20 protein-coding genes are annotated in these 24,287 nt (G+C 43.6%); 8 read left to right on the top strand and 12 right to left on the bottom strand.

Annotated features, from left to right (window positions below; all coding sequences use genetic code 11):
• The first annotated feature begins 83 nt into the window (after positions 1–83).
• Positions 84–2,159, top strand: coding sequence for a DNA helicase IV (gene helD / locus ACED25_RS11380; protein WP_371695294.1), 2,076 nt, complete (start codon positions 84–86; stop codon positions 2,157–2,159).
• 152 nt (positions 2,160–2,311) lie between these two features.
• Positions 2,312–2,662 carry a VOC family protein gene (locus ACED25_RS11375; RefSeq protein WP_371695293.1) on the top strand — a complete coding sequence of 117 codons (351 nt, stop codon included), beginning with the start codon at positions 2,312–2,314 and terminating at the stop codon, positions 2,660–2,662.
• Positions 2,663–2,847: 185 nt separating this feature from the next.
• On the opposite strand, the gene tkt is transcribed toward ACED25_RS11375, so the two are convergent.
• Both tkt and tal read right to left on the bottom strand, forming a co-directional pair.
• Entirely contained in the window at positions 2,848–4,839 is a 1,992-nt protein-coding gene (tkt, locus tag ACED25_RS11370) for a transketolase (protein WP_004731573.1), read from the bottom strand.
• Between the two features lie 90 nt (positions 4,840–4,929).
• On the bottom strand, positions 4,930–5,880 hold the full coding sequence (gene tal, locus ACED25_RS11365; RefSeq protein WP_029223051.1) for a transaldolase: 951 nt from the start codon (positions 5,878–5,880) through the stop codon (positions 4,930–4,932).
• A gap of 459 nt (positions 5,881–6,339) precedes the next feature.
• On the opposite strand from tal, the gene ACED25_RS11360 reads away from it, so the two are divergent.
• Entirely contained in the window at positions 6,340–7,338 is a 999-nt protein-coding gene (locus ACED25_RS11360) for a sugar-binding transcriptional regulator (RefSeq protein WP_371695292.1), read from the top strand.
• 46 nt (positions 7,339–7,384) lie between these two features.
• Here the strand turns inward: ACED25_RS11360 and ACED25_RS11355 are convergent, their stop codons facing one another.
• The 7 genes from ACED25_RS11355 to moeA form a co-directional block, all read right to left on the bottom strand.
• Positions 7,385–9,688 (bottom strand): putative bifunctional diguanylate cyclase/phosphodiesterase, encoded by a 2,304-nt coding sequence (locus ACED25_RS11355; RefSeq protein ID WP_371695291.1) that lies wholly within the window; start codon positions 9,686–9,688, stop codon positions 7,385–7,387.
• A 435-nt stretch (positions 9,689–10,123) separates the two neighbouring features.
• Positions 10,124–10,972 (bottom strand): sulfurtransferase, encoded by an 849-nt coding sequence (locus tag ACED25_RS11350; protein WP_371695290.1) that lies wholly within the window; start codon positions 10,970–10,972, stop codon positions 10,124–10,126.
• A 35-nt stretch (positions 10,973–11,007) separates the two neighbouring features.
• Complete coding sequence (locus tag ACED25_RS11345; RefSeq protein WP_083784002.1) at positions 11,008–11,322, bottom strand: hypothetical protein; 315 nt, start codon at positions 11,320–11,322, stop codon at positions 11,008–11,010.
• A 227-nt stretch (positions 11,323–11,549) separates the two neighbouring features.
• Entirely contained in the window at positions 11,550–12,305 is a 756-nt protein-coding gene (locus ACED25_RS11340; protein WP_371695289.1) for a hypothetical protein, read from the bottom strand.
• Between the two features lie 10 nt (positions 12,306–12,315).
• Positions 12,316–14,451, bottom strand: coding sequence for an LruC domain-containing protein (locus ACED25_RS11335; RefSeq protein ID WP_371695288.1), 2,136 nt, complete (start codon positions 14,449–14,451; stop codon positions 12,316–12,318).
• Positions 14,452–14,707: 256 nt separating this feature from the next.
• Entirely contained in the window at positions 14,708–15,457 is a 750-nt protein-coding gene (gene moeB, locus ACED25_RS11330; protein ID WP_371695287.1) for a molybdopterin-synthase adenylyltransferase MoeB, read from the bottom strand.
• Positions 15,458–15,469: 12 nt separating this feature from the next.
• Positions 15,470–16,705, bottom strand: coding sequence for a molybdopterin molybdotransferase MoeA (gene moeA, locus ACED25_RS11325; RefSeq protein WP_371695286.1), 1,236 nt, complete (start codon positions 16,703–16,705; stop codon positions 15,470–15,472).
• A gap of 216 nt (positions 16,706–16,921) precedes the next feature.
• Between moeA and folE the strand changes: the two genes are divergently transcribed.
• Positions 16,922–17,575, top strand: coding sequence for a GTP cyclohydrolase I FolE (gene folE / locus ACED25_RS11320; RefSeq protein ID WP_004731548.1), 654 nt, complete (start codon positions 16,922–16,924; stop codon positions 17,573–17,575).
• Between the two features lie 65 nt (positions 17,576–17,640).
• Here the strand turns inward: folE and ACED25_RS11315 are convergent, their stop codons facing one another.
• From ACED25_RS11315 to ACED25_RS11305, 3 genes are all read right to left on the bottom strand, one after another.
• The gene (locus ACED25_RS11315; RefSeq protein WP_029223053.1) at positions 17,641–19,113 is read right to left on the bottom strand and encodes a C69 family dipeptidase; all 1,473 of its coding nucleotides are present in this window, start codon (positions 19,111–19,113) and stop codon (positions 17,641–17,643) included.
• A 676-nt stretch (positions 19,114–19,789) separates the two neighbouring features.
• Positions 19,790–20,371, bottom strand: a complete 582-nt coding sequence (locus ACED25_RS11310; RefSeq protein WP_371695285.1) for a hypothetical protein — start codon at positions 20,369–20,371, stop codon at positions 19,790–19,792.
• Entirely contained in the window at positions 20,364–20,903 is a 540-nt protein-coding gene (locus ACED25_RS11305; RefSeq protein WP_004731545.1) for a YaeQ family protein, read from the bottom strand. The genes ACED25_RS11310 and ACED25_RS11305 overlap by 8 nt, the downstream gene beginning before the upstream one ends.
• 511 nt (positions 20,904–21,414) lie before the next feature.
• Between ACED25_RS11305 and ACED25_RS11300 the strand changes: the two genes are divergently transcribed.
• The 4 genes from ACED25_RS11300 (at position 21,415) to ACED25_RS11285 (ending at position 24,101) form a co-directional block, all read left to right on the top strand.
• Positions 21,415–21,942, top strand: coding sequence for a helix-turn-helix transcriptional regulator (locus ACED25_RS11300; RefSeq protein WP_371695284.1), 528 nt, complete (start codon positions 21,415–21,417; stop codon positions 21,940–21,942).
• 327 nt (positions 21,943–22,269) lie between these two features.
• The gene (locus ACED25_RS11295; protein WP_371695283.1) at positions 22,270–22,641 is read left to right on the top strand and encodes a DUF2513 domain-containing protein; all 372 of its coding nucleotides are present in this window, start codon (positions 22,270–22,272) and stop codon (positions 22,639–22,641) included.
• A 111-nt stretch (positions 22,642–22,752) separates the two neighbouring features.
• Positions 22,753–23,421: a hypothetical protein gene (locus ACED25_RS11290; protein ID WP_371695282.1), complete on the top strand. Its 669-nt coding sequence runs from the start codon at positions 22,753–22,755 to the stop codon at positions 23,419–23,421.
• Positions 23,422–23,519: 98 nt separating this feature from the next.
• On the top strand, positions 23,520–24,101 hold the full coding sequence (locus tag ACED25_RS11285) for a hypothetical protein (RefSeq protein ID WP_371695281.1): 582 nt from the start codon (positions 23,520–23,522) through the stop codon (positions 24,099–24,101).
• Positions 24,102–24,287: the final 186 nt, after the last annotated feature.

Genomic DNA, 24,287 nt, shown 5'->3' with positions numbered 1-24,287 from the left:
AGCGTCGATAAGCAGTGAGACATTATTAATTCTCACTGCATCATGATATAAATTCAATATTCCCAATTAAAGAGCACGCTCCAATGCAGCTAAGCGCTAATAAGACTGCACAGTTTTTTATTCAAAATGAATATCATCAAGTTGAGCTTGATGGTCCACGCCTGCTGTTATCTTCAGTAGGCAGTGAAGAACGTATCCCTTTCACTATTTGGAGTGGCAAGATCGCGATAAAGCGCGGATTGTTTTGGGGATCGTTGCAGTTTTTTGCTAATCAACAAGATGGCAAACAGCGAAGCTGGTTAGTCCAAGGCCTTCCATGGGAACAATGTCGTCAATTTGCGCGCGCATCGGTTGCTGCTTATCAGAAGTGGCATGACAGACAATGTGAACAGTTGGCAGAGCACGTTCCTCAATGGGAAGATGAATTGACACGTCTTGAGCAACTTCCTGCTTTCCTACCGCATTCTAAAGTGAAGACTTGGGTCGACATGGTCAACGCAGGTCTGGAAAATATGACGATGACTCTAGAGGAAGCGGCACAGCGCATGCCAAACCGCATTGCTCGAATGCAGCCATGGTTGTCTGAAACGGAAATTCAGCAAGCCGAGAGGAATCAACAGTGGTTAGAGACAGAAAGACAAAATTGGGAAGTATTGTTTGCTCAATGTGAGTCGTCACCCCTGAACTTATCGCAACAATATGCGGTCTTGATGAATGATGATCACAACCTTATTTTAGCGGGCGCAGGCTCAGGTAAAACCAGTGTTCTCACCGCTCGCGTCGCGTATTTATTGCAAAGCCACCAAGCTCAAGCTGAAGAGTTGTTACTGCTCGCCTTTGGTCGTGAAGCCGCGGAAGAGATGAAGCAGCGCCTTAACAGCAAAATTGGCATATCAGCCGAGAAGGTGCAAGTCAGTACTTTCCACCAGTTGGGTCTAAAGATACTGAACCAAGTTGAACCCGAACGCGTGGTTATTTCTCCGCTCGCACTCGATGACAACCAACGCCAAGCATGGTGCATTGATTGGTTGAAGAAGCACTGGATGACGCCGACCAACTTTAAACGTTGGCAAAAGCACTTGTCTAAATGGCCAATTGCTTATTTAACCGGTGATGATGAGCTAGGTAGTCATGTTTCAAATCTTAAATTGATTGGTTGGCTTGAAAAGCAACTTGAACAGTTGAATGCATCGGGTTTAACGAAAAAAGAAGTACAGCAACAACTGATTGATCACCGTGACTATACGCGCCTCAATAGCGAGCTTTCACTGTGTTGGCCATGCGTAACCGCTTGGCAAAAGGAATTGAAAGAACAGAATCATATCGACTTCTCAATCATGATCAGCCGAGCGACACAGTATGTCGAGAAGGGGAAATTCATTTCGCCTTGGAAGTTCATCATGATCGATGAATATCAAGATATCTCACCAGATCGCCTTGCCTTGGTTGAGGCGCTGTGTAATCAGTCGAAAGCGCAACACCAAGCTTCTATTTTTGCGGTAGGTGATGATTGGCAGTCGATTTACCAGTTTGCGGGCGCAGATGTTGATTTGACGACGGGCTTTAAGGATCGTTTTGAAAGCTCGACCATTCATCACCTAGATACGACTTACCGCTTTAACAATCAGTTAGGTGCAGTTGCCAATCGTTTTGTGCAGGAAAACCCGATTCAGCTTCCGAAAGAACTGAATAGCTTCAAACAACAGAAGCAGAAGGCGGTGTACAGTGCGCCAAGCAAAGAAGTTGAGAAAATCCTCGACCAGTTGAACCGTCAATCAAAAGGCAAAACCAACAAGTCTGTGCTGCTACTTGGACGTAATCATTACCACAAGCCAGAGTTGTTGGAAGACTGGAAGAAGATCTTTACCTCCATTGATATCAAGTTCATGACTTGCCACGGCAGTAAAGGTAAAGAGGCAGACTTTGTCATTATTCTTTGTGTTGACGAAGGACAGTTCCCGACCAAGAAAAAACAACTGCATATTGATGCCGCATTGACCGAATCATCAGATGCGTTCCCTTATGCGGAAGAGCGTCGTTTATTTTATGTGGCAATGACGCGAGCGAAAGAGAAAGTATGGATCACGCACAGTGGCGACGGTTCTGGTTTTGTACAAGAACTGCATGGTTCTGATTACCCTGTCGTTCGTAAAAAGTGATGTCACTTGGCGTAATTGTCTAAGACTAGATCTTCAAGCACGCTCTCTATGCTCATTAGGGCGTAAGCTATTATCATTAGCGTGCTAGCTATTCTAATTAGGGCGTAAGATATTATCATTAGGAAAAAGGCATAAAGCAGAAGGAATCAGCTATGGAACACGGCTCTATTAACTACATTGAATTTGCTGCGCGAGACATCGCCGCTACGAAGGCATTTTTCAGCCAAGTGTTTGGTTGGGTCTTTGAAGACTACGGCCCTGAGTATTCTGCTTTTGAAGGTAAAGGCTTAATGGGTGGGTTTTATTTAGCGGATCTATCGTCCAATGCTGAAGGTGGTGCGGCGTTGATGGTTTTTTATAGCGAAGATCTTGAGCAAACCAAGCGTGATGTGACTGATGCTAGTGGCGAGATAAACCGTGAGATATTCAGCTTTCCCGGCGGGCGACGCTTCCATTTTAGAGAGCCAAGTGGTAATGAAATGGCAGTATGGAGCGATAAGTAGAGAATTAAGGTTCTGGTAAACAAAAAGCCACTATGTGAAATGATCCTGTAACGTTGGATATTTCTGTTAAGCGGTAATCAAGGCCTGACTATCGAAGTCAGGCCTTTTAGTTTCACTTTATACGTTTGGTATTGTAGAACTAATAATGCATCAACCCAATTAAGGGCGAGGCAATTTAATCAAGACTAAGCAAGAATCTCTTTCGCTGTGTTTACTACGTTTTCAGTAGTGAAACCGAACATCTTGAATAGCTCGCCTGCTGGTGCAGATTCGCCGAACGTTGTCATACCGATGATCTTGCCACCGAAACCAACGTACTTGTACCAGAAGTCAGCGATGCCAGCTTCTACAGCGATACGTGCCGTAACGTCTGACGGAAGTACAGACTCACGGTATTCAGCGTCTTGCTTGTCGAATGCATCAGTTGCAGGCATAGATACTACGCGTACCGCTTTACCTTCAGCTGTTAGTTCAGCAGCAGCGCTAACCGCTAGCTCAACTTCAGAGCCCGTTGCAATGATGATTAGCTCTGGCTTGCCAGCGCAATCTTTCAGGATGTAACCACCCTTAGCGATGTTTGCTACTTGCTCAGCGTCACGATCTTGTTGTGCAAGGTTTTGACGAGAGAAGATTAGTGCAGAAGGGCCATCTTTGCGTTCGATTGCCAGTTTCCAAGCAACAGCAGACTCAACTTGGTCACATGGGCGCCATGTGCTCATGTTTGGAGTTAGACGTAGAGACGCGATCTGCTCAACTGGTTGGTGAGTTGGACCATCTTCGCCTAGGCCGATCGAATCGTGCGTGTAAACTTGGATGTTCTGAGTTTTCATCAGAGCAGCCATACGCATAGCGTTACGCGCGTATTCCATGAACATTAGGAACGTTGCGCCGTATGGTACGAAACCACCGTGCAGAGCGATACCGTTCATGATAGCCGTCATACCGAATTCACGTACACCGTAGTGGATGTAGTTACCAGAGAAGTCATTTGCTTCAAGAGACTTAGAACCAGACCACATAGTCAGGTTAGAAGGCGCAAGGTCAGCAGAGCCGCCCATGAATTCAGGTAGCATAGCACCGAACGCTTCTAGAGCATTTTGAGATGCTTTACGTGATGCGATGTTTGCTGGGTTAGCTTGAAGATCAGCGATGATTGCCGATGCTTTCTCTTCCCATTCAGCAGGAAGATCACCGTTTACGCGGCGTTTGAATTCAGCTGCCAGCTCAGGGTATGCTGCTTCATAAGCTGCAAGTTTCTCGTTCCACGCTGCTTCCTTAGCTGCGCCTGCTTCTTTCGCATCCCACTCTGAGTAAACTTCCGACGGAATTTCAAAAGGACCGTGCTCCCAACCTAGTTGTTTACGAGTTGCTGCGATTTCGTCAGCGCCTAATGGTGCACCGTGACAGTCGTGCGTGCCTGCTTTGTTTGGAGAACCAAAGCCGATTACTGTTTTAGTACAAATTAGAGTCGGACGAGGATCCGCTTTAGCCGCTTCGATAGCCGCGTTGATAGCGTCAGCATCGTGACCATCAACTGCTGGGATTACGTGCCAGCCGTATGCTTCAAAACGCTTAGGTGTATCGTCAGAGAACCAACCTTCAACTTCGCCATCGATAGAGATGCCGTTGTCATCCCAGAAAGCAACCAGCTTACCAAGACCTAGCGTACCCGCTAGAGAACATGCTTCGTGAGAGATACCTTCCATCAGACAGCCATCACCCATGAATGCATAAGTGTAGTGGTCTACGATGTCGTGGCCTTCTTTGTTGAACTGTGCCGCAAGTGCTTTCTCAGCCATCGCCATACCAACAGCGTTGGTGATGCCTTGACCTAGAGGACCTGTAGTCGTCTCGATACCTGGTGCGTAGCCGTACTCTGGGTGACCTGGAGTCTTAGAGTGCAGTTGACGGAAGTTCTTAAGATCTTCAATTGAAAGCTCGTAACCTGCTAGGTGAAGCAGAGAGTAGATCAGCATTGAGCCGTGGCCGTTAGACAGGATAAAACGGTCGCGGTCAGCCCATTCTGGGTTTGACGGGTTGTGGTTTAGGTGAGAGCGCCAAAGTACTTCAGCGATGTCAGCCATACCCATAGGTGCGCCAGGGTGACCAGAGTTTGCTTGTTGTACGCCGTCCATGCTTAGAGCACGAATAGCGTTAGCTAGATGTTTGCGGTTCATAATTGCTTCCAAAATTGATTCGAAATTAATAATTCGTGGACAGATGTAAAAGAGGAACGAAATTCGTTCCTCTTATTTATTAAGTAGTGATTACAGCTTAGCTGCGATCATGTCTTCTAGTTTGCCTTGGTCAACTGCGAAGTTGCGGATGCCTTCAGCTAGCTTCTCTACAGCCATTGGGTCTTGGTTGTGATCCCATAGGAACTCAGCGTGAGTCATTGCAGCAGGACGCTCTTTAGTACCGTTAGAGTCAATTAGCTTCTCTACTACTTCGCCTTCAGCTGCTTCTAGGTCAGCTAGAAGTTGAGGAGCGATAGTTAGACGGTCACAACCAGCAAGTTCAAGGATCTCGCCGATGTTACGGAAGCTTGCGCCCATAACAACAGTCTTGTAGCCGTGCTCTTTGTAGTAGTTGTAGATGTCTGAAACAGAGATTACGCCTGGATCTTCTGAAGCTTCGAAATCGCGACCTTCTTTCGCTTTGTACCAGTCCATGATGCGACCAACGAAAGGAGAGATTAGGAATACGCCAGCTTCAGCACAAGCACGAGCTTGAGCGAAAGAGAATAGAAGCGTTAGGTTACAGTTGATGCCTTCTTTCTCTAGGATTTCAGCAGCACGGATGCCTTCCCAAGTAGAAGCCAGTTTGATAAGGATGCGGTCGTTAGTGATGCCAGCGTCGTTGTACATTTTGATAAGTTGACGAGCTTTAGCAACGCTGCCTTCCATGTCGTAAGAAAGACGAGCATCTACTTCAGTAGAGATGCGGCCAGGTACAACGTTAAGGATTTCTTTACCGATGTTCACGTTAAGCATGTCACAAGTGTCTTGAACTTGTTGTGCTTTGTCGCCACTTTGCGCTTTAGCGTATTCGATAGAAGCATCGATTAGAGGTGCGTACTCAGCAATTTGAGCGGCTTTAAGAATTAGAGATGGGTTAGTTGTTGCATCTTCAGGAGTGTACTTGCTGATAGCTTCGATATCGCCAGTGTCAGCTACAACAGTTGTTAGTTTACGAAGTTGCTCTAATTTATTGCTCATTTTGATCATCCTATGTATCGCAGAACACCCCTTTAATGGGAGAGGTGTGGGCATTTGCAAGCGAACTAATGAAGTTCCTCATGGTTGTACCAGTGAGTCAAACTTACATTAATTTAAATTTTTCTCCGAACGAACATTTGCACAGAACATTTGATCGCTCGATGAGTAAATGATGTAGCCATATTTATCCGATCTAGCCCCAAAGTCAACGGTAAATAGTACCGTATGGTGACTTCAGTCAAATATATTTCGCTCCAGTAATCATGGGGTATGCAAGCAAACGTTTAACAGACAAAGTGAGGTGATTTAATCAACAACGAAACTATGGTTATGATGCTGAGCAAATGTTCCTTGTTGTTACATATGTTCAGGGTGTAAGCTTGTGCATCACTTACTGAGCTCTCCTATATTAGGAAGTACAGCAGGTAAAATAATTGTTAAATATTGGTTGAGTGGTATATGAGTAAGAATATCCAAGATGTTTCCGAAGAAAACACTGATCTCCTCACTGAAGTAGCCGTTGCTTACTATCAAGATGGTGCCACCCAGGAAGAGATCTCTAAAAAGTTCTCTATCTCTCGTGCAAAGGTTGGTCGAATGCTCAAGCAAGCCCGCGATGAAGGGATTGTCGAGATCACCGTGAAATACCACCCAGTATTCAGCGCGAAGATCGAACAACGTTTGATCGAACGATTTGGTGTTAAGCGTGCACTGGTTGCATTAGACCAACCGAATGAAGAGAAGCAGCGGTTACAGGTTGCGGGCTTGGTGTCGAACTACTTAACGAGCACCCTAAAAAACGGCATGGTAGTCACGGTTGGCCAAGGTCGAAACGTATCGTCGGTTGCTCACCATACTGGCGTAATTACCCCACGTGACTGTAAATTCGTATGTGGTATCGGCGGCATTCACCCAAGAGGCGGTATGTTTAATGCCGACCATATATGTAGACAACTCGCCAAGAAATACGGTGGATCTTCTGAAACCTTGTATGCGCCTGCTTATGCAGAGAACAAAGCACAAAAATCCGCGTTCATGGAAAACAGTACTGTTAAGCAAACACTCGATCTAGCTCGTAAGGCAGATGTTGCATTAGTGGGTATTGGTGACATGAGTGAAAACAGCTATATGGTCGACCTAGGTTGGTTTACGGCGGGAGAGGTCGTTCAATCTCGTTTACTACAAGGCGTGGTGGGTGACTTTGCGGGTTATGACTTTTTCGACGTGCATGGTAAAGCGGCAAACACAGTAATGAGTGACCGAGTCATCGGCTTAGGTTTGGAAGAGTTCCGTCCTATCGCTGAAGTAATCGCCATTGCTGCCGAGAACAGTAAGCCATTAGCTCTGTTAGGTGCATTAAGAACCGGCGTAGTAGACGTGATTGCAACCAGCGTAAGTAATGCTTTGACGGTACTTAACTTGGATGAGCAGTTGAAACATGCTGAGTTAGATGATTAGCAAAATATAAACCAGGGGAGCCCGTTTTGGCTCCCTTTTGCTCTCGCTAAAGAATAGGTTCTGACTCTTTACTCGTGATTTTAGGGATTGAAGAGAGGTACGTGCACAGTTCACCATAAGGAATAGGACGAGAGAAGTAGTAACCTTGCATTAAGTCACATCCACATGCTTTTAGAATCGCGAAGTGTTCGTTTGATTCTACGCCTTCTGCCAACACCACCATACCGAAGTTTTTACCGATAGCGATGATGTTCTGGACCATTGTTAGTGACTGTTGATCGACTGCTATGTTTTCAATGAAACTCTTATCAATCTTAAGTTCGTCGATAGGGAGTGCTTTTAACATGCTCAATGACGAGTAGCCCGTACCGAAGTCATCTAGAGAGATCTTAATATCGTTTTCTTTGAGGGCTTCAAACAGTGGTTTCACTATAGCCACATCTTCAATGAACAAGCTTTCAGTAATCTCGAGCGTTAAACAGTTTGGTGAGAACTGATATTTCTCAAGCGTAGCGAATAGGTGTTCTGAGAACGACTTATGTGAAAACTGACGTACGGATATATTGATCGAAAGACCGATCTTTTGTTCTATCGTTCGGTGTAAATGAGCGATCTGCATAACGCTGGATTCAATAATAAAGGTGCCGAGTTTTTGCATTAAACCTGTGCTTTCAGCAATAGGAATAAATACGTCTGGCGGGACAAAACCCAGTTCATCATCTACCCAACGCACAAGCGCTTCTACACCGTGAGTACTTTCATCGGCACGAACCAATGGTTGAAAAACCATAAATAAAGCTTGTTTATCGATAGCGATACGAAGCCTTTGTTCTACTCTCATTTTGTAGAGGTGGGCGTCTTGCATCTCAGTCGTAAAAATACTGTATGAGTTTTGCTGCTGTTTCGCTTTGTACATCGAAATATCGGCAGAGCGTAACAGGCTATCTAAATCTCTTCCGTGGTCTGGGAAGCGGGCAATACCTACACTGCAACTCAACAAAAATTGAGCGCTTTCAACTTCATAAGGTTGAGAAAGTACTTCAATAATTCGTTCTGATAGTCGCTTAATTTCAGATTCACTATTCAGCGTTGTTAAAAACAAGAACTCATCACTGGATTCTCGTACCAATAGGCTGACTCTGGAGCGAAACCGCATCAAACGTAATGCAATTTGTTTGAGCACCTTGTCTCCGAAGTCATGTCCATGGGTATCATTAACACATTTGAAGTTATCGATGTCGATAAACAGCAGTGAGAATGGCTCTGACTCATCTTCAATCCACTTGCCAATGTTTTTACGCATATAGGAGCGGTTGGGGAGAGAGGTTAATGGATCGTGATTGGCTTGGTAAATCAATTGGCTGCGAGTTCGTTGCTCGTTCTTCGCAATCGATTTTACTAAAAAATAGAAACCAAACTGAAGAACAACAAAAACAAAGAAAAGAGTACCGAACTCTTTTGCGAATATACCATCAACGTGTTCTAGGTCTGTACGGCCGACAACCCAAAGCTTGTAGTCTGGAATGTATTTAGCGCTAACGAGCGATGGGAAAGCGCTATCATCGATACAGAAAGAATATGTGTATTTTCCTGTTTTCGCTTCTTTGACGCTGACAGTCACTTGCTCAGAAAAGCTTTTGGTAATGCGATCCATTAGATCGTTATCAACTGGTTTTAAATAAGCGTCTAGCGACTCGATATCGCTAGAAAAAAACTGACGATAGTTGTCGGTTCTAAGTAGAGTTAACGTGTTGTAATTGCCTGCGTGCGCATTGTTTTCAAACAATATTGTGCTGTCTAAGCGTAAACCTGCGGTCATGACTGCATCAACGTTCTTGCCATCGAGAGAAATGGATTTTCTTAATGGGATCACGAGGCTGTTAAGAGAATCATGGAAATAGGTGCGCCCTAAAACCATTTTATTACTCGATATAGCCTCTAGAAATGAGTCTCTGGTGTACGGGAGATCCAGTAAATTCAATTGATCAGACAGTTGTAGGTTTGAGCTGATTGATAGGTAATCCCCTTGAGGATTTAGTAACCCGAAAGCGGCTATTGCAGGATGAGTATCAAGCAGTTTATCTAATATTGGTCGAATTTGAATCGAAGCCGTGCGGGTAAAGTCGGACTGCTGAGCAAGTTGATGCCCAACCACTTCAAGCAGTGCTTCTTGGCTAGTTAATAGAGAGTTTACTGAGCTAGAGAAGATCTCAACTTGGATATGCTGTTGCTTAGTAAAGTCATCTCTGTTTGATTGCCACTTGGTTATGCCAAAGGCGCTGAAAAGTATCAGGGTAAGCAGCACGATCAGAGCGTACAGCGACCAGATATTTTTCTTAAATAGAGCCATGAGATGCCTTTTGTTGGTGACTACTTTTAACAGACTGCAAGTGACAACGTTTATATCGCCAGTGTGATTAATACAACGAGGCATAAAACATCAGAGATGAATATATCAATGATTAAATAGTGTAACGGCTACGAACAGAGATTCTTGAATGAAATATTAACACTCATAAACGTGCTGACAATTAACTCATGATTAATCACAGTTTTTGTTAGAAACCGGATGGCTCTACACATAGGTAGTGTTAACTCTGTCACTACCTAGGTGTCTTCAAGTGACTACGTCTTCAAGTTACAACCGTGTTAAACGCTTGAGTTAATAAGTGCCTAGCTGATTGAGCAATAAGATGCTTAAGTGTCATGGGCTTCAGCCATAACCTTTAGTAAGCTCCGTATGCATGCGCAGTATATTCTAACAGTATCATTAAGCGAAGCTGAATTACTTTTTAGTTACGGCAATAGGTAGTTTTTCATTTGCGCCCCATTCAGTCCATGAGCCATCGTAAACGCCCATATCACTTGAATAACCAGCCAGTTTAGCGGCTAATAAAATGATGCAAGCCGTCACACCAGAGCCACAGCTAAAGAACATAGGTTGAGAGGGGGTTAAGTTTAGAGTCGAGAAAATGTCAACTAACTCTTCTTGAGGTTTCAATTTACCTGCATTTAAGACTTGTGCGAACGGTAAGCAAACTGAGTTTGGGATGTGGCCACTACGTAAGCCTTCACGTGGTTCTGGAACTTCTGAATCGAAGCGAGCTTGAGAACGTGCATCCAGAATGTTTGCACTTTTGTCATCGGAGTAGTTTTGGATTTGCTGAGTATTTACAAAGTGGTTGTCTTGAATTTGGCCTTCAAAATTGCCCGCTTTGACTTCGGTGCGATAGTCAGTCTCTGTCGCGTAACCGGCTTTTATCCAAGCAGGTAAACCGCCATCTAAGATGTATACGTTGTTATGTCCCATTGCCATAAACATCCACCATGCGCGAGGCGAGGCAAAAGTTCCTGAGTTATCGTAAACCACTATCGTACTGTCTTGATTGATACCAATTTCTTGTGCGCGTGTATTGAAGTGTTTTTCGGTCGGGAACATGTGAGGGAGCAGAGTGTGCTTGTTACAAAAGTCTTTGTCGTAATCGAAACGAATCGCACTAGGTATCATTTGTCCTTTGATCTTTTCTGACTCACTTGGGATCTGAAATTCGATACTGGCGTCGAGGATTACAATGTTGTCTTCTTCTAGCAAACGTTGTTGAAGTTGTTCTGGTGAAATGAGTGGCTGATTCATTCTTCTTATATCCATTCTTGTTGTTATATCGGCGACTAAGGCGCAGCCCGGCAGTGGATGAACTGATAGCTGCTTTGTCCGGTTATTTGATTGTTTAATGTATCAAGCACAACAATAGAATCAATAGGGCAGTCTGTTGTTGGTGGAATGGAAACGCGAAATATTTCGTTGTCTTGAGTTTCAACCGTGAGGTAGCGTCTATGTCCGTCAAGGGATTGAGTGAGCGTATTGGAGATGACTCTGGCTTCAATGCGTTCTCCGGTAGAAGATGTCATCGGGAAATAGGTGAGAAATAAAAGTAGCCCAATACCAATCGATAATATAACGAATCCTATTTTCAACTGTTTCATAAAGTAAGCCTTTGAAAGTCATCTTTAAAAGATAAGACAGGCTTTCGATAAAGTGAACATAACCAGTACTGAAAATTGAAATTGCGCCCAAATAAAAAGGTGAGCCTCATTGCTCACCTTTATGCATTGTTATTCGACTTTCAACTTTCAACTTCGAGACTGCTGCCTAACTCCAACTGAATTTAGCCATTGTCTAAGTGAACTCAGCACTTTTCATTCCTTTACGTTTACCAAGTGATTTGTGATCCGTTACTTGCAACGACTTGTTGCAGCGGCGCTTGACCATCATAAAACCAGATCTCAATCAACAGAATATCTTCGCTTAGCGGCGCCGAAAAGTTGGATGTAAATGTACCGTTGTCTAAAGGGCCTCCAATGACCTTACTTGAATAATCAGGCTTGTAAGTTGAGTCTGTCCTTGTGGTAAATCGACTATATACGGATACGAACGAACGATCGGTTGAGATGTGGCTGATATCAATATTGAGGTCGAATTGATCTACAGAGTTATAATCGAAACCATCAGGTATTACGAGCTCATCCATTTTGTACGCTTGCGGGCCGTTGGAGATAACCGCATTAACTGGTGTCGGTGCCGGATTTATAGCGACGGTGACTGGTGATGAGACCACTGATGGTGATGTAACTGGCGCTGACGCCACTGGTGTTGACGTCGCTGGCGTTGACGCCACTGGTGTTGACGTCGCTGGCGTTGACGTCACTGGTGTTGACGTCACTGGTGTTGATGTCACTGGTACTGTCACCGCTGGTGTTGAAGGCGATGGGTTAGGAGTTGATGCCCCTCCATCGTCGCCTCCGCCACCACACCCTACCAACGCCAGTGATGCAATTAGTAATGGAATACGTATTGACTGCGACTGAGCCGTATTTTTCTTAAGTGCAGCATTCGACAGACTAGATAAGATAGCATTGTTAAAGTTCCGGCGACCGTTTGTTACTGTCTGTTTAATTTGCATATTCATAATCATTCTCCTAAGGCAAGTAACATTGGTCAGCGGCAGGTGTTTGGAACCAATCGGTGGATTGAGTACCGCCGGATTCAGCAAAGTTCGCAAAGTTTGGATAGGCGGTGACGATATCTACATATTCCAGTGGCCATTGCCATTCCGTGTCTGAAGTAATCAGCAGTGCCCACGGATGGTTGTCTGCAGTTTTGAAATATTTGCCTGTTGATGGATTGCTGTCATCAACGCCTAGTCCTGCTTCAAAGAGATTAGCGGTATCAAACGCCTCGGTTGGATCTTGGTCTGGCAAGTGCACCTCCCAGCTGCGCCCTGGATGTAGAGGTAGGTTTTCACCATGATAATACCCAGGCGTCGCGAAAATAAATGGGTCGTAAGGCATGTCAGTCCAACTGCCAGTACTCACTCCATCGCCAGCTAAAGTAATCCCGATTTGGAAAGCGAATTGCTCATCTTCTTTACAAGAGCTGATGGTGCGGTAGAAGGTACAACTAGTACTGATTTTCTCTGTAAGGTCGTTAGCAATAACAAAGATTGCCTCGCTACGTCCTTGCTCCAAGTCTAAATCAGTGAACACACCATTGTGCTTCATGTAAGAGCTTCCGCTACTCACTAAGCTTGGGTCTAGATTAGGAAGTCGAACCGCAAAACCATTTCTGTACGAAGCACCTACTGCAGCAAGACGTCCATCGATGGTTGATTTAACGACTTTTCCATCTTTAAGGATCTCGGTAATGCGATACATAAGAACAGCATCGTTCATGTCGTAGTCGGCCTTATAAGGCCAGTTGTCTTCATACGCCAAAGTTGCGTAACCAGAAGCACTTGGGAAGTAACGGGCTGTGGCACCATCATTAAGAACATCAACTTGAATATCGACCACCTCACCGGAGGTAGAGCCGCCAAAGTAGTTTAGGTTGGTTTGTTGACTGAATCTAAATCGAGCCCATGTAGTACCGGTAAGTGCGTTGATATCAACATTAAGGAACAGATCGTTTTCACCGGCATCTAACAGGTAATCTGTAAACACTTGTTCGTTAGCGCCATCGAAGCTGCCATCTTGGTTCCAGTCTATCCACGCCGAAAGGTAACCGGTTGTTGAAGCTTCAATCACCACTTTTGAATCAAGCCCGGCTTCAAGCGCCGTAACAAAACCGATACCACCGTTTGCCCACTCGTCATCAATGCCAACACTTTCATCCGATTGTGGAGTTACGTAGCCATCAAGGTCGGCATCGGGTGCATCAGTGCCTAACCAAGTCACACCATCAAGTTCATGTCGAGGACCATTGCTGGCAAGTAGGGTTAGGTAGCTGTCTGGCGCATCACCAAAGTCGATGTTGGAATCTTCATCCACAACTGGCGCATTCGCACAACGAGCGCCATCATTTTGATTAGAAGAAGGCCCATTCGATACAAATTCAACGGCTGGAACAATACCTGCCGCGATATTGGCAGCGTTGTCTGGAGACAGATTGATACGGTAAATTTTACCGTCTTGGTTTCGAGATACGTAGTAGTAGCCGTTGACATCAAAATAGCCAGCACCGAACGTACCTAACTCGCCGGTGTCTCCGATGTAGGTTTCGGCACCAGTTGTAGGGTCGAAGCTGTATAAGCCTCCGGAGTTATTATCGATACCATATAAAGAACCATCACTTGGGTGGAAAGCGAAATCAGTCAGTTTTACGGTTGCCGGGCTACCAGCTATTTTGTTAACTGTAACAGTCGCGTTTGGGTCGGCGTCTAACGGCGATAGGTCAACGGTGAAAAGCCCTTTGCCTGTGCGGTATAAGTAGTAAACGTGATCATATACGTCACCTACATAAAAGGTGTGATCGGTTGGTAATCCACTGGTATTGATCACTTCCGCTTGGAAATCCTGTCCAAGGCGCACCAAGCGTTTGTTGGTGGTGTCATAGCCATAAATATATCTGTCTTGAAAGTCGAAACCGACACCATTGATATTGGCGTTCATGCCTGTATCGTCTTCTAACAGGGTGGTTGAGCCTGTCACTAGGTTCACGCCCCAAACTTGTACGGGTGTCGATTGGAATAGGTAAGCCTGGCTCGGACAGGTATCGAATGGCGCTGCGTTGGCGACCAAAGGCGCACTTAATAGCAAACTTAACGTTGTAATTCTCATATCTACATCCTTGTCATAGAAGGTCTAGATACTTTTACAAGTTACGTGCCACTTTTAAGTTGTTGATTTTTATTGTTTATATTCTAAATCGCCGAGATGTGCAATATATTCTCAAAATGAGAATTCAAATGAAACTAATCTTTTATAGATCACTTCAAATTGATAAATCGATTTGAGAAGCTGATGTTGAGACCTAAAAAAGCCCTGACTTTTAGTCAAGGCTTAGGTTGTCGATTAGAGGGGGATATGACTTAGTCTACCCGCACACCGAGCAATTAGGCATCTTCATTAAATTCATTTCACGCCAGCTGTGGGACATGGCATCGAGAATTAAAAGTTTGCCTTGCTTTGGTTGTCCAAACTGAGCAATAACCTTGATAGCTTCCAAAGCCTGAGCTGCGCCTACCATGCCAACAACAGGTGCCATTACACCCGCTTCAACACAGCTTAGTGCCGCATTGCCGAATAGAGCACTCAAGCACTGATAACACGGCGCATCGGCGTCTTGATAAGTGAATACGCTAATCTGACCTTCCATGCGAATTGCAGCACCAGAGACTAATGGTGTTTTCGATACGTAACATAAGCGGTTCAACTGATTACGCGTTTCCACGTTGTCACTGGCATCAAGGACAAGAGAGTGCGCTTCAATTAACTTTGCAAGCGCTTGATCATCAAGCCTGTGGTCGACGGTTTCAATCGTCAGATGAGGGTTCAATACCTGCAGCGACTCAGCTGCCGAATCGACTTTCTTCTTGCCAATATCAGCATCGGCGTGAAGGACTTGTCGCTGTAAGTTTGAAAGCTCGACAATATCATCATCGACCAGTGTTAGCTTACCAATACCCGCAGTCGCAAGGTATTGGGCAGAGGCACAACCTAAACCTCCAGCTCCTAAGACTAAGATTGAGCTCTGCTTTAGCGCTTCTTGGCCTTCAAAATCAAACTGCTTAAGAATGATTTGACGGTTGTAGCGAAGCATTTCAGCATCAGACAGTATTTCCATCAGTAAGCCTCGTTAGTAAAGCGTCGAGTTAAACAGTTGGATCTGAACCGTTTCACCGACTTCAACACGGCCGCGTTCGCGCTCTAGTACCACAAAGCAGTTTGCTAAACTCATTGAGCGGAAAGCGCCAGAGCTTTGGTTACCAGTTGTTTCTACCACAAACTGACCGTTTTCAATCGAGTAGATGCCACGTTGGTAATCAGTACGGCCTGGGCCTTTTTTGAATGCAGATTTGGTGATAGCAGGAATAGATTCTGGCGCTGTCCACGCGGTATGACCCGCAAGCTTAGCCAGCATAGGTTGAACCAAAACATACATGGTCATCATCGCCGATACTGGGTTACCCGGTAGGCCGCAGAACCACGCGTTATCCAACTCACCAAATGCGAACGGTTTACCGGGTTTGATAGCTAGCTTCCAAAAACCGATTTGCCCCAGTTCTTCAAGAATGTCTTTCGTGTAATCAGCTTCGCCAACGCTTACGCCGCCAGAAGTCACAACCACGTCTGCTATTTGCTGTGCTTTCTCGAACGTCTCTTTAAGCGTTGCAGTGCAATCTGGGATGATGCCTAGGTCTATAGCTTCACAACCAAACGCTTCAATTAGTGGTTTAATGCCGTAGCGGTTGCTGTCGTAGATCTGACCGTCTTCAAGAGGTTGACCTAGTGGCTTTAGCTCATCGCCGGTAGAAAAGAACGCGACTTTAGGCTTCTGTAACACTGTCACGTGGCTCACACCCAGCGAAGCAATCATTGGAATGTCACGAGGTGTTAAACGTTCACCGCGGCTAAGAACGATATCACCTTGTTTGATGTCATCACCAGTAGGGCGAATGTTATTGTTCAGCTTGATGTCGTCTTGTTGAATCTCAATACCAGCCTCAGTTTCGGCCGTATTTTCTTGCATGATTACGGCGTCACAACCTTCAGGGATCTTTGCGCCAGTCATAATGCGAATACAGGTGTTGCTTGGCCATTCACCTTCGAACGGTTGGCCTGCAAAAGATTTGCCTGCTAATGGTAGTACTTTACCGTTCTCTAGGTCTGCTAAGCACAGTGCATAGCCATCCATTGCTGAGTTATCAAAAGGAGGTACGAAAATAGGGGAAAGAATATCTTCAGCAAGGACATAACCTAATGCTTCAGCAAGAGGTAGAGATAAAGTCGTTTGGATTGGTTTGATTGGTGATAGCAGCTTATCTAGTGCTTCTTCAATTGGCATTAAGCCCGGAGCGTCGCAACAGCCCATAATTGAAATCCTTTGGTCGTTATTATTTTGATTTAGTGGTTGGCAATAGTGGCTCCATAATTATCAAATCACAGATGTTCGCCAACGAAATTGCAGCCACTTTAGCATAGTTTAAGCCCCGTAAATAATGACCTCCCTTAAAATATGGGTGTATTTAATCAAAATTCCGAGTATCCTTGTTTGCCATCCAGAAGGGGTATTAAAAGAGGAAGTTCAATGTCAGGTCTTAGCGAATCAGCGAAGTTGGTTAAAGATGCGCTAGCAAGCCGCGGATTAGAGACACCAATGCGTCCTAACCAGGTTAGCCGAGAAGAGAAAAAGGAACGAATCGAACACCATATGCGTGAGATTCTAACTCTCCTTGAACTTGATCTTGCAGATGACAGTCTGGAAGAAACGCCGCAACGTATTGCAAAAATGTATGTGGATGAGATTTTCTCTGGTTTGGATTACGCCAATTTCCCTAAAATCACCGTGATCGAAAACAAGATGGGTGTTCGTGAAATGGTTCGTGTAAAAGACATTACCGTCACCAGCACATGTGAGCATCACTTAGTCACCATTGATGGTAAAACCGCAGTGGCTTACATTCCGCAAGGTAAGATCATTGGTCTTTCGAAGATCAACCGAATCGTTCGTTTCTTTGCTCAACGTCCTCAAGTTCAAGAACGTATGACGCAGCAAATCCTTGTAGCATTACAAACGCTACTAGAAACGGATGATGTTGCTGTAACCATGGATGCGGTTCATTACTGCGTGAAATCTCGTGGTGTAATGGACGCAACCAGCGAAACAACAACAACAGCTCTGGGGGGGATTTTTAGATCAAACCCAGCAACGCGCCATGAGTTCTTACACGGCCTGCGTTAGAACTAAACCTATTCAGATAAAAAAACGGAGCATTATGCTCCGTTTTTATTGGTTGCTTCATAAGCCTACAGATTTACTATTTTCTTAAACTCTTCCTCTGAGTATTTCTTCTCTGTGCTTTTAGTCAAATCTGTAATCATTTTGTATCTAAGCTCAGTTGCCATATCTAAGGTACGCTTAAGCTGTCCGTATGAGTAGTCGGCAGCCATGTTCAGAGCCGCTTGTTTATCTACTTTATACATGTCTGTTAACGTTTTATCTAAGTGTGCGACCTGCTTGTATAGTTGAGTTTCTTCTTTGTCCCAAGTTGCTTTTAGTACTGGTAAATACTTATCTGGGTTTGTAGAAGCGAGGGCGGTTAAACTACGGAACTGCCAATAAGCAGAGTCATCACTGTAGTTATCATCGCCTACTTGGTACGCTTTTGGGTAATCTTGTAGGGTTGAGTATAACGGCACTAAAACAGATTCTGGTAACACGCCGAAGCTTTGCCAAATAATACCTTGAAGCTCTTCTGGCATCTCAGGGCGAAGCTGAATAATATGCGACTCTAGTTGACGTTCAACTCTAATTGGTCGTTTCGATTTTCCTTCCAAAACCGTGTCTTTATAAGTCGCGCTAAGTACCTCTGCCACATTTTCAACTGAGATTTTTGTATCAGGTTTCATAAACAAAGGGTATTGCGTCATGCGACTTTGTTGATGCAGCGAAGGTGTCAGTATTTTTTGGCCTAACCATTCACGATCGATATTATACTCATCACCAATAACTCCGAATGCTTTTGCAAAATTGAAAGATTTTTCATCTGCGTTATCAAGCAGTTTGTTTTGTTCTACAAACTCGAATATGTCTTTTGAATGCAGTACCTCTTTGTTTGCCAAGTTCACACCATGTACACGTAAGCCATTTGCAATCATGGCGTAACTGTCATCTGGTACTTTTACAGCAATCCAATGGTGGCCTGAACCAATTTCAAATAACCACGCCTCATTGGTGTCTGCAATATACAAACTATTTCCTTCACCAGCACCATAGGTTTCGATGTAATGACCGAGTAACTCTACGGCTTGTTTTGCGTTTTCTGCCTGAGGAAGGATTAACGTAGGTATAATGGCTTCGATTACGCCATTGTCGATTAAAGGATCTACCTTGGCGACTTTGTCGTTTATTTCTGCGCTGGTTGTTGCTGAAATGGCAACGTTGTGTTCATTAATCCCACGTTCTTCATAGAATTTTCCGTCGCGATTAACGGTATCCGCATCCCAGTCTGGTATCGCAGAGTAAGCAAAGAAGTGCTTTGGCATCGGAACAATTAACCCGTTACCTAACTGCCAGTCACCTTCTTGGTTATCTTGCGCAGGTCGATACTTTAGGTATTTGTTCCAGTTGTTAATGCTAAAATCTTCATTACGAGCAATCATAATGCTACCGTCGTTCGACGCTTCTTTGCCAACAATAAGCCCAGTACAAGCTATCGCATTACTGCTTAGAGCGACAGCTACTGCAGTTGCAAGAAAGGATACAGACCATATTTTCATTTTAATTCTCCGCTTATAAAACAAGATAATTTAAAGTTAACGTTAGTTGTATTTGCAGGTTTTTTATTATCATTTTATAAAAATCAGTGTACTTATCATCACAAGAGAAAATGCTTCTGCTCGTCACATAACTGATATTTCCATTTGAGAATAATTATCTGAAAAATATGCACTTTTTGAATAAATTGATAAGTTATAGTTGTAAAGTAACCTTGCCATATACGTAGCTTTAATTCGTCGTGTTATGAGAAGTATCATTATCACAACAAGACTTTGTTCGTTTCTAACGTATGGTTTTTGGATTGCAATCGGATAAACAACAGTGCTGAAGCGCGGAATCTTTTGGGGGCTTTTTTGTGCTTGCAATGAAGTAAACTGTAATGACTGCGAATGTCGTCATTCTCTAAAGCGAGGAACGAGTGTAATAGGGAATCTGTTTGTCTGTGTAGTTTCTGACTTGGTATAAGATCCCCAACTCAGTCGTTCCTCCTTCTCGGGGATGACGGGCAAGATTGATGACGTTGATTAGGAAATGGTCACGCTTTAACTCGAAAGAGCTGTCGTCATTCCCTAAAGTGAGGAACGAGCGTAATAGGGAATCTCTGGCGGCTAAGCAGAATAAGTGCGCTCTATAAAAATATAGAGCGTATCTAGAGTCAGTCGCTGGTGGGAATGCTTAAGAAAGATTAAACAAACGTTTAAAGTAATGAACAAAACCGGACGGCTTATTCTCAGCTTGATAGAGGTTCAAACCATCATAAAAACTTGCCATGAACTCTACGCGAATCTCATCATCGGTGTTTTTTGATACGCGAGATAGCAACGAAGCGGCTACTGCTGCGTGATCATTAGCAAGGCTGTAATCCATTCCTAGTCGTCCCTGAACGAACAACCACAAATGAGTGATTAACTGTAACTGCTGAGCGTTAGAGTTTTGAAACTTGTCGCTGTGCTCAGTGCCCACTGTAGTATCGAATACATTTTGCATTGCCTCATTCGCTTCTTTATTGCTTTCAAAGCGATAGCTTGCATCGATATGTACCTTGGTTAACAGGCCGAGCAACGTCTGACGTGCAGAGTTGTCCGGCTTGTTCTCGCAAGCGTGTCTAAACAGAGCATGGTTTTCATCAATAAATGACTTTAACTCTTTTTCATAGCCAGTCGTCAGCGCTTTTACTGAATCGAGACCAGCGAGCTGTAAACACGCTTCGAGCTTAGTTTGGCGCTGAGGTTCAGTCTGAGTTTGGGTCTCAGTCATTACTCTGTAGCTCTTCCCACGTTACTTCTGCAGATTGCGTGTCGCTGTTTACGAACGCAGAGTTACCCGACAGCATTACTGAAAGGTCCATAGTACGTTGTGTCATCGCTGCTAGCTGCTCAATACCATCGTTGTCTAGACGAACGATCTGAGCCTTCAGATAACCGAATTTACCTTTGTTCTGTTCCCACCAAACATTCGATTTAGTGTTGAAGCTGAACACGCTAACAGACTTAGATAGGCGAGTCGCTTTCTTAACGCGTTCTGGATCGGGTTCACCAACATCAATCCACTCTAAGATTTGGTCATCTAACGACTTCTGCCATAAATCGGGTTCTTCAATGCTAGACAACCCTTTAGTGAACTCAAGTTCAGGAGATGCATTGATACAGAAAGCAATGATACGAGCCATCATGCGCTGTTCTGTTTCAGAAGGGTGTTGTGCAACCGTTAGATTAAAAGAGTCGTAATAGTCGCGATTCATATCGGTTAAAGAAATACGAAACTTATAGATTGTTGGTTTGAGAGCCATTGATAGGGTGTCTTAGATAGAAATAGTGAGGGGATGTTACCTTAAATCTCTGAATAGCGGGTAAAAAAATAGCCAGCAGAGGCTGGCTATTTTTAGAAAGATGTTTACCACTCTGTTCGCTTCTGTTTCTTTACGAATCGAAACAGTGCTCAGTGTGACTTTAGCGGCATTTATTCTGGCTGTGATTGCTGTGAGCTTAATTCTCAAATATTGCTTAGAGAGCTAACATATTGAAAATTAAATGCAGCGTCTAACACATGTCTAATATTCAAAGGCTTAGCATCATATCCACCACAGTAATGGCGTGTTATAGTTCTTAGCGGTTTGCAGTTTATCGCAGGTAGTCATATACAATACCGATCTTAAACTGCGGCTATAGTTTGTTATGCGATGACTTCGTTACTAGGGTAATACGCTTTAATGTGCGCTTTAGTCTCTTTAAGGAGACTGGGTTGTGAGTTTGTGGAGACAGGCTATTGCTAAGTCCATTTTCTGTTGGAATGATAAAACTATGAGAAACAATTGGTTAAGTGAATCTCATCACGTCATCGGTGACGATGTCACAGAGATTTCGAATGTTAAGTCTGTAAAAGCCACTTCTAAAATAGGCGATATGTGCGCTGTACCTGTGTACAACGTTTATGCCTCTTGTGGGTTTGGTTCTCAAAACGATACTGAATACCAACTCAGAACCGAATTCCTACCTTACTTATGGCTAAGACGTTTCGGCCTGACAGAAGAAGATGCTCGTATCATCATTTGCCACGGTGACTCAATGGAAGATACTTTGAGTGACGGCGATGAAGTATTAGTCGATACCCGAGAACTCGATCACCCAGTAAAGCATGGCGTCTATGTTGTTCGCATTGGTAAGCACGTTTACATAAAACGCCTGAAGTACGACATCATGGCCGAGGGCTATAACGTCATCTCAGACAACAAAGAAGAATATGATTCGTTTATCGTGAATGAGGAGAAACTCGACGAGTTCGCGGTAATCGGGAAAGTTGTTACCACCGTCATGAAGGCGGTGATTTAGAAAAGCGAAGGCGACCTCAGGGTTGCCTTTTTTATTGTTGAAATTGACAATAGTGAATATCACAACGCTGGCTTGTTTTGATAAGCGCTTAGTCTCACTTTGTCGATAAAGGTTTTAGTCAGTTATTGTTTATCAAGGGTTTGTGATGATCATATCTTAGATAACACGCTGGCGCATTTTTATGTGATGACAGAATACATAGATTGATGTATTTGTTTTATTTTTCAGTTTCTTATGAAAGGTTTGTTGAGGTTCAGGTTGGCAGGAAAACGAGACTGCCTGTTATTAAGAATGTTAACTGGCTTGTTCGAATGCAGAGGATTTATTATGAAACGAGATATGGATTTAATCCGAAGATTAGTCTTGTTCATCGAAGAAAAAGAAGACGATTATCCAATCACTAAACCCCCTTTTGAAGGGTATACAGACCAAGAGTTTGAAGAGCATTATCACCTCTTATTTGAAGCTGGTTTAGTCCGCTGCGAAACTATATCTTCTGGATCTACTCCAAGTCGTATTGTTCGCGTAATCCCATTTTCTTTAACTTGGGAAGGGCATGATTTCGCAGACGCAATAAAAAATGAAACAATCTGGAAAAAAGCAAAAGAGAGCATTATTCCACAAATTGGCGGACTACCATTTGATGTACTAAAAGCAGTACTAATCGGTATGTGCAAAGAGGCGGTGACAGCCAGTTAACAAAGCATTTAAGAGTGATTCGCAACGCTTGGCGCTTTCGCTTCGCTCAAGTATAGCCAAGCGCCGCTCACACCTTAATGCGGCGTTATGCCTCTGATTTTTAGGATAATTATGGATACTTTGACTTCAATTTTACTTGGTACGTTTTCTGGTGCAGCAATAGTTACATATTTGGCAAAAAAGTTATTAAATCATCAATTTGACAAACTGAAGAGTCAAGTGACTTATGAATTTGAACTTCAAAAGCAGCAAGCAAAAAGTGATTTGGACAAAGAAGTCTATCAACACAATCTAAAGTTCGAGAGATATGAGCAGGATAGAGTTGAGGCCATAAAGTCACTACATTCCCAAATTGTGGATCTTGGTGATGGTATCGGGGAAGTTCGGGAGTTTGTCGATATTCCTGAGCATCAACTTTGTAAGGAAAGATATATTTCTGGTCTTCGTTCAATATTTGGAGCGTTTAGTATGTCTTTCTCCAAAATTCACACCACAAAGAAGAGTGTTGAAACACTTTCAATTTATTTTGATGCAGAACTAGAAGAGGAATTGGCTCAGGCGCTTTCTTCAATTGAGCAGTACTACGCAAAAGCACTTCACCGAGCGGAAGAACTTTCCGATAGTGTCAATAAATTGGACGGAGAACTGACTAAACAAAACCAACCTAAAGATTTATTAAACTTTTGGTTTGAGTTGGTTCGAAATTGGACTGATTTGGTTAAACCAGTAAATGACAACCTGAAAGGAATCCTAAGAGCTGAGCTCAGAAAAAAGGCATAACAAAGCAATCAAGTCGGATTGGTAGGGAGTTTGGTGCGTTTTCCTGGTTCAGTAGGGGCACACCTCATGGCAAGCGTTAGGCTTATAAATTGGAGCATATGGTGAAAGTAAGGGATTACACAGTAAGTATTCATAAACTTTATTACAAAGTTGCAAAGGAAAGCCTTGGTGACTTTTTCGAGTTTTCTAATGAATTTGAGCTTAAACAACAGTCATATTGCTCAGAAAGCGATCTTAGCCAGCAGTGGGAAATTGCCAATAAACTTTATGAAAACCGAGAAATTTCGGCTATTAAGTCGATTACCTTTTCAGCAATGTGCTTAGAAGCTTTTTTATACGACTATGCTGTACACTCCCAAAGTAAGAGTTTTTTGTCTAAGAAGTTGTCTGCCAAGGACAAGTTTGTACGTTATTTGAACGCAGTAGATAAGATAGAAGTCGATACTCAAGGAGACATCTATCAACGTGTTGAAAAACTTTTCTCATTGCGCAATCAGCTTGTGCATTTTAAAAGTCCAATTTACCAAATGGATCAGTTGCATTTGGCTTCTGAGTTTCACGATGATCTAAATGAAAGTCTGGGGTCAGGTGCTTCAGATAGCCTAGAAACAATCCATAGCGTCATAATGTATATAGATGAGAAAACTGGTTCAAAACACTTCGAGAATATCTGCATCTAATAAGACATACAAAGCATTTAAGTGTGATTCCCGACGCTTGGCACTTTTGATGCCATCGTGGGTTTTGTATTTTAGGTGGTATAGGTTTGGTGGTGTTGCTCACTACTTAACGCGACATTATAGCGCATAGTAAACTTAGAGCTCAGAAATGGATATAGGCAGTATTATTTTAGATTGGTTAGGTAG

The organism is Vibrio sp. 1F263 (assembly GCF_041439035.1).
Taxonomy (GTDB): Bacteria; Pseudomonadota; Gammaproteobacteria; order Enterobacterales; family Vibrionaceae; genus Vibrio; species Vibrio tasmaniensis_A.
Note: the sequence above shows the minus strand (reverse complement) of the source record. Positions and strands in the feature narration are given on the sequence as shown.

Excerpts from the sequence above, each read along its gene's own strand:
- ACED25_RS11340 (WP_371695289.1), bottom strand. The coding sequence starts at position 12,305 with ATGAATATGCAAATTAAACAGACAGTAACAAACGGTCGCCGGAACTTT.
- ACED25_RS11310 (WP_371695285.1), bottom strand. The coding sequence starts at position 20,371 with ATGACTGAGACCCAAACTCAGACTGAACCTCAGCGCCAAACTAAGCTC.
- ACED25_RS11315 (WP_029223053.1), bottom strand. The coding sequence starts at position 19,113 with ATGAAAATATGGTCTGTATCCTTTCTTGCAACTGCAGTAGCTGTCGCT.
- ACED25_RS11300 (WP_371695284.1), top strand. The coding sequence starts at position 21,415 with ATGAGAAACAATTGGTTAAGTGAATCTCATCACGTCATCGGTGACGAT.
- ACED25_RS11360 (WP_371695292.1), top strand. The coding sequence starts at position 6,340 with ATGAGTAAGAATATCCAAGATGTTTCCGAAGAAAACACTGATCTCCTC.
- ACED25_RS11305 (WP_004731545.1), bottom strand. The coding sequence starts at position 20,903 with ATGGCTCTCAAACCAACAATCTATAAGTTTCGTATTTCTTTAACCGAT.
- ACED25_RS11350 (WP_371695290.1), bottom strand. The coding sequence starts at position 10,972 with ATGAATCAGCCACTCATTTCACCAGAACAACTTCAACAACGTTTGCTA.
- ACED25_RS11285 (WP_371695281.1), top strand. The coding sequence starts at position 23,520 with ATGGTGAAAGTAAGGGATTACACAGTAAGTATTCATAAACTTTATTAC.
- moeB (WP_371695287.1), bottom strand. The coding sequence starts at position 15,457 with ATGGAAATACTGTCTGATGCTGAAATGCTTCGCTACAACCGTCAAATC.
- ACED25_RS11355 (WP_371695291.1), bottom strand. The coding sequence starts at position 9,688 with ATGGCTCTATTTAAGAAAAATATCTGGTCGCTGTACGCTCTGATCGTG.
- ACED25_RS11290 (WP_371695282.1), top strand. The coding sequence starts at position 22,753 with ATGGATACTTTGACTTCAATTTTACTTGGTACGTTTTCTGGTGCAGCA.
- ACED25_RS11295 (WP_371695283.1), top strand. The coding sequence starts at position 22,270 with ATGAAACGAGATATGGATTTAATCCGAAGATTAGTCTTGTTCATCGAA.
- folE (WP_004731548.1), top strand. The coding sequence starts at position 16,922 with ATGTCAGGTCTTAGCGAATCAGCGAAGTTGGTTAAAGATGCGCTAGCA.
- ACED25_RS11345 (WP_083784002.1), bottom strand. The coding sequence starts at position 11,322 with ATGAAACAGTTGAAAATAGGATTCGTTATATTATCGATTGGTATTGGG.
- helD (WP_371695294.1), top strand. The coding sequence starts at position 84 with ATGCAGCTAAGCGCTAATAAGACTGCACAGTTTTTTATTCAAAATGAA.
- ACED25_RS11375 (WP_371695293.1), top strand. The coding sequence starts at position 2,312 with ATGGAACACGGCTCTATTAACTACATTGAATTTGCTGCGCGAGACATC.
- tal (WP_029223051.1), bottom strand. The coding sequence starts at position 5,880 with ATGAGCAATAAATTAGAGCAACTTCGTAAACTAACAACTGTTGTAGCT.
- moeA (WP_371695286.1), bottom strand. The coding sequence starts at position 16,705 with ATGGGCTGTTGCGACGCTCCGGGCTTAATGCCAATTGAAGAAGCACTA.
- tkt (WP_004731573.1), bottom strand. The coding sequence starts at position 4,839 with ATGAACCGCAAACATCTAGCTAACGCTATTCGTGCTCTAAGCATGGAC.
- ACED25_RS11335 (WP_371695288.1), bottom strand. The coding sequence starts at position 14,451 with ATGAGAATTACAACGTTAAGTTTGCTATTAAGTGCGCCTTTGGTCGCC.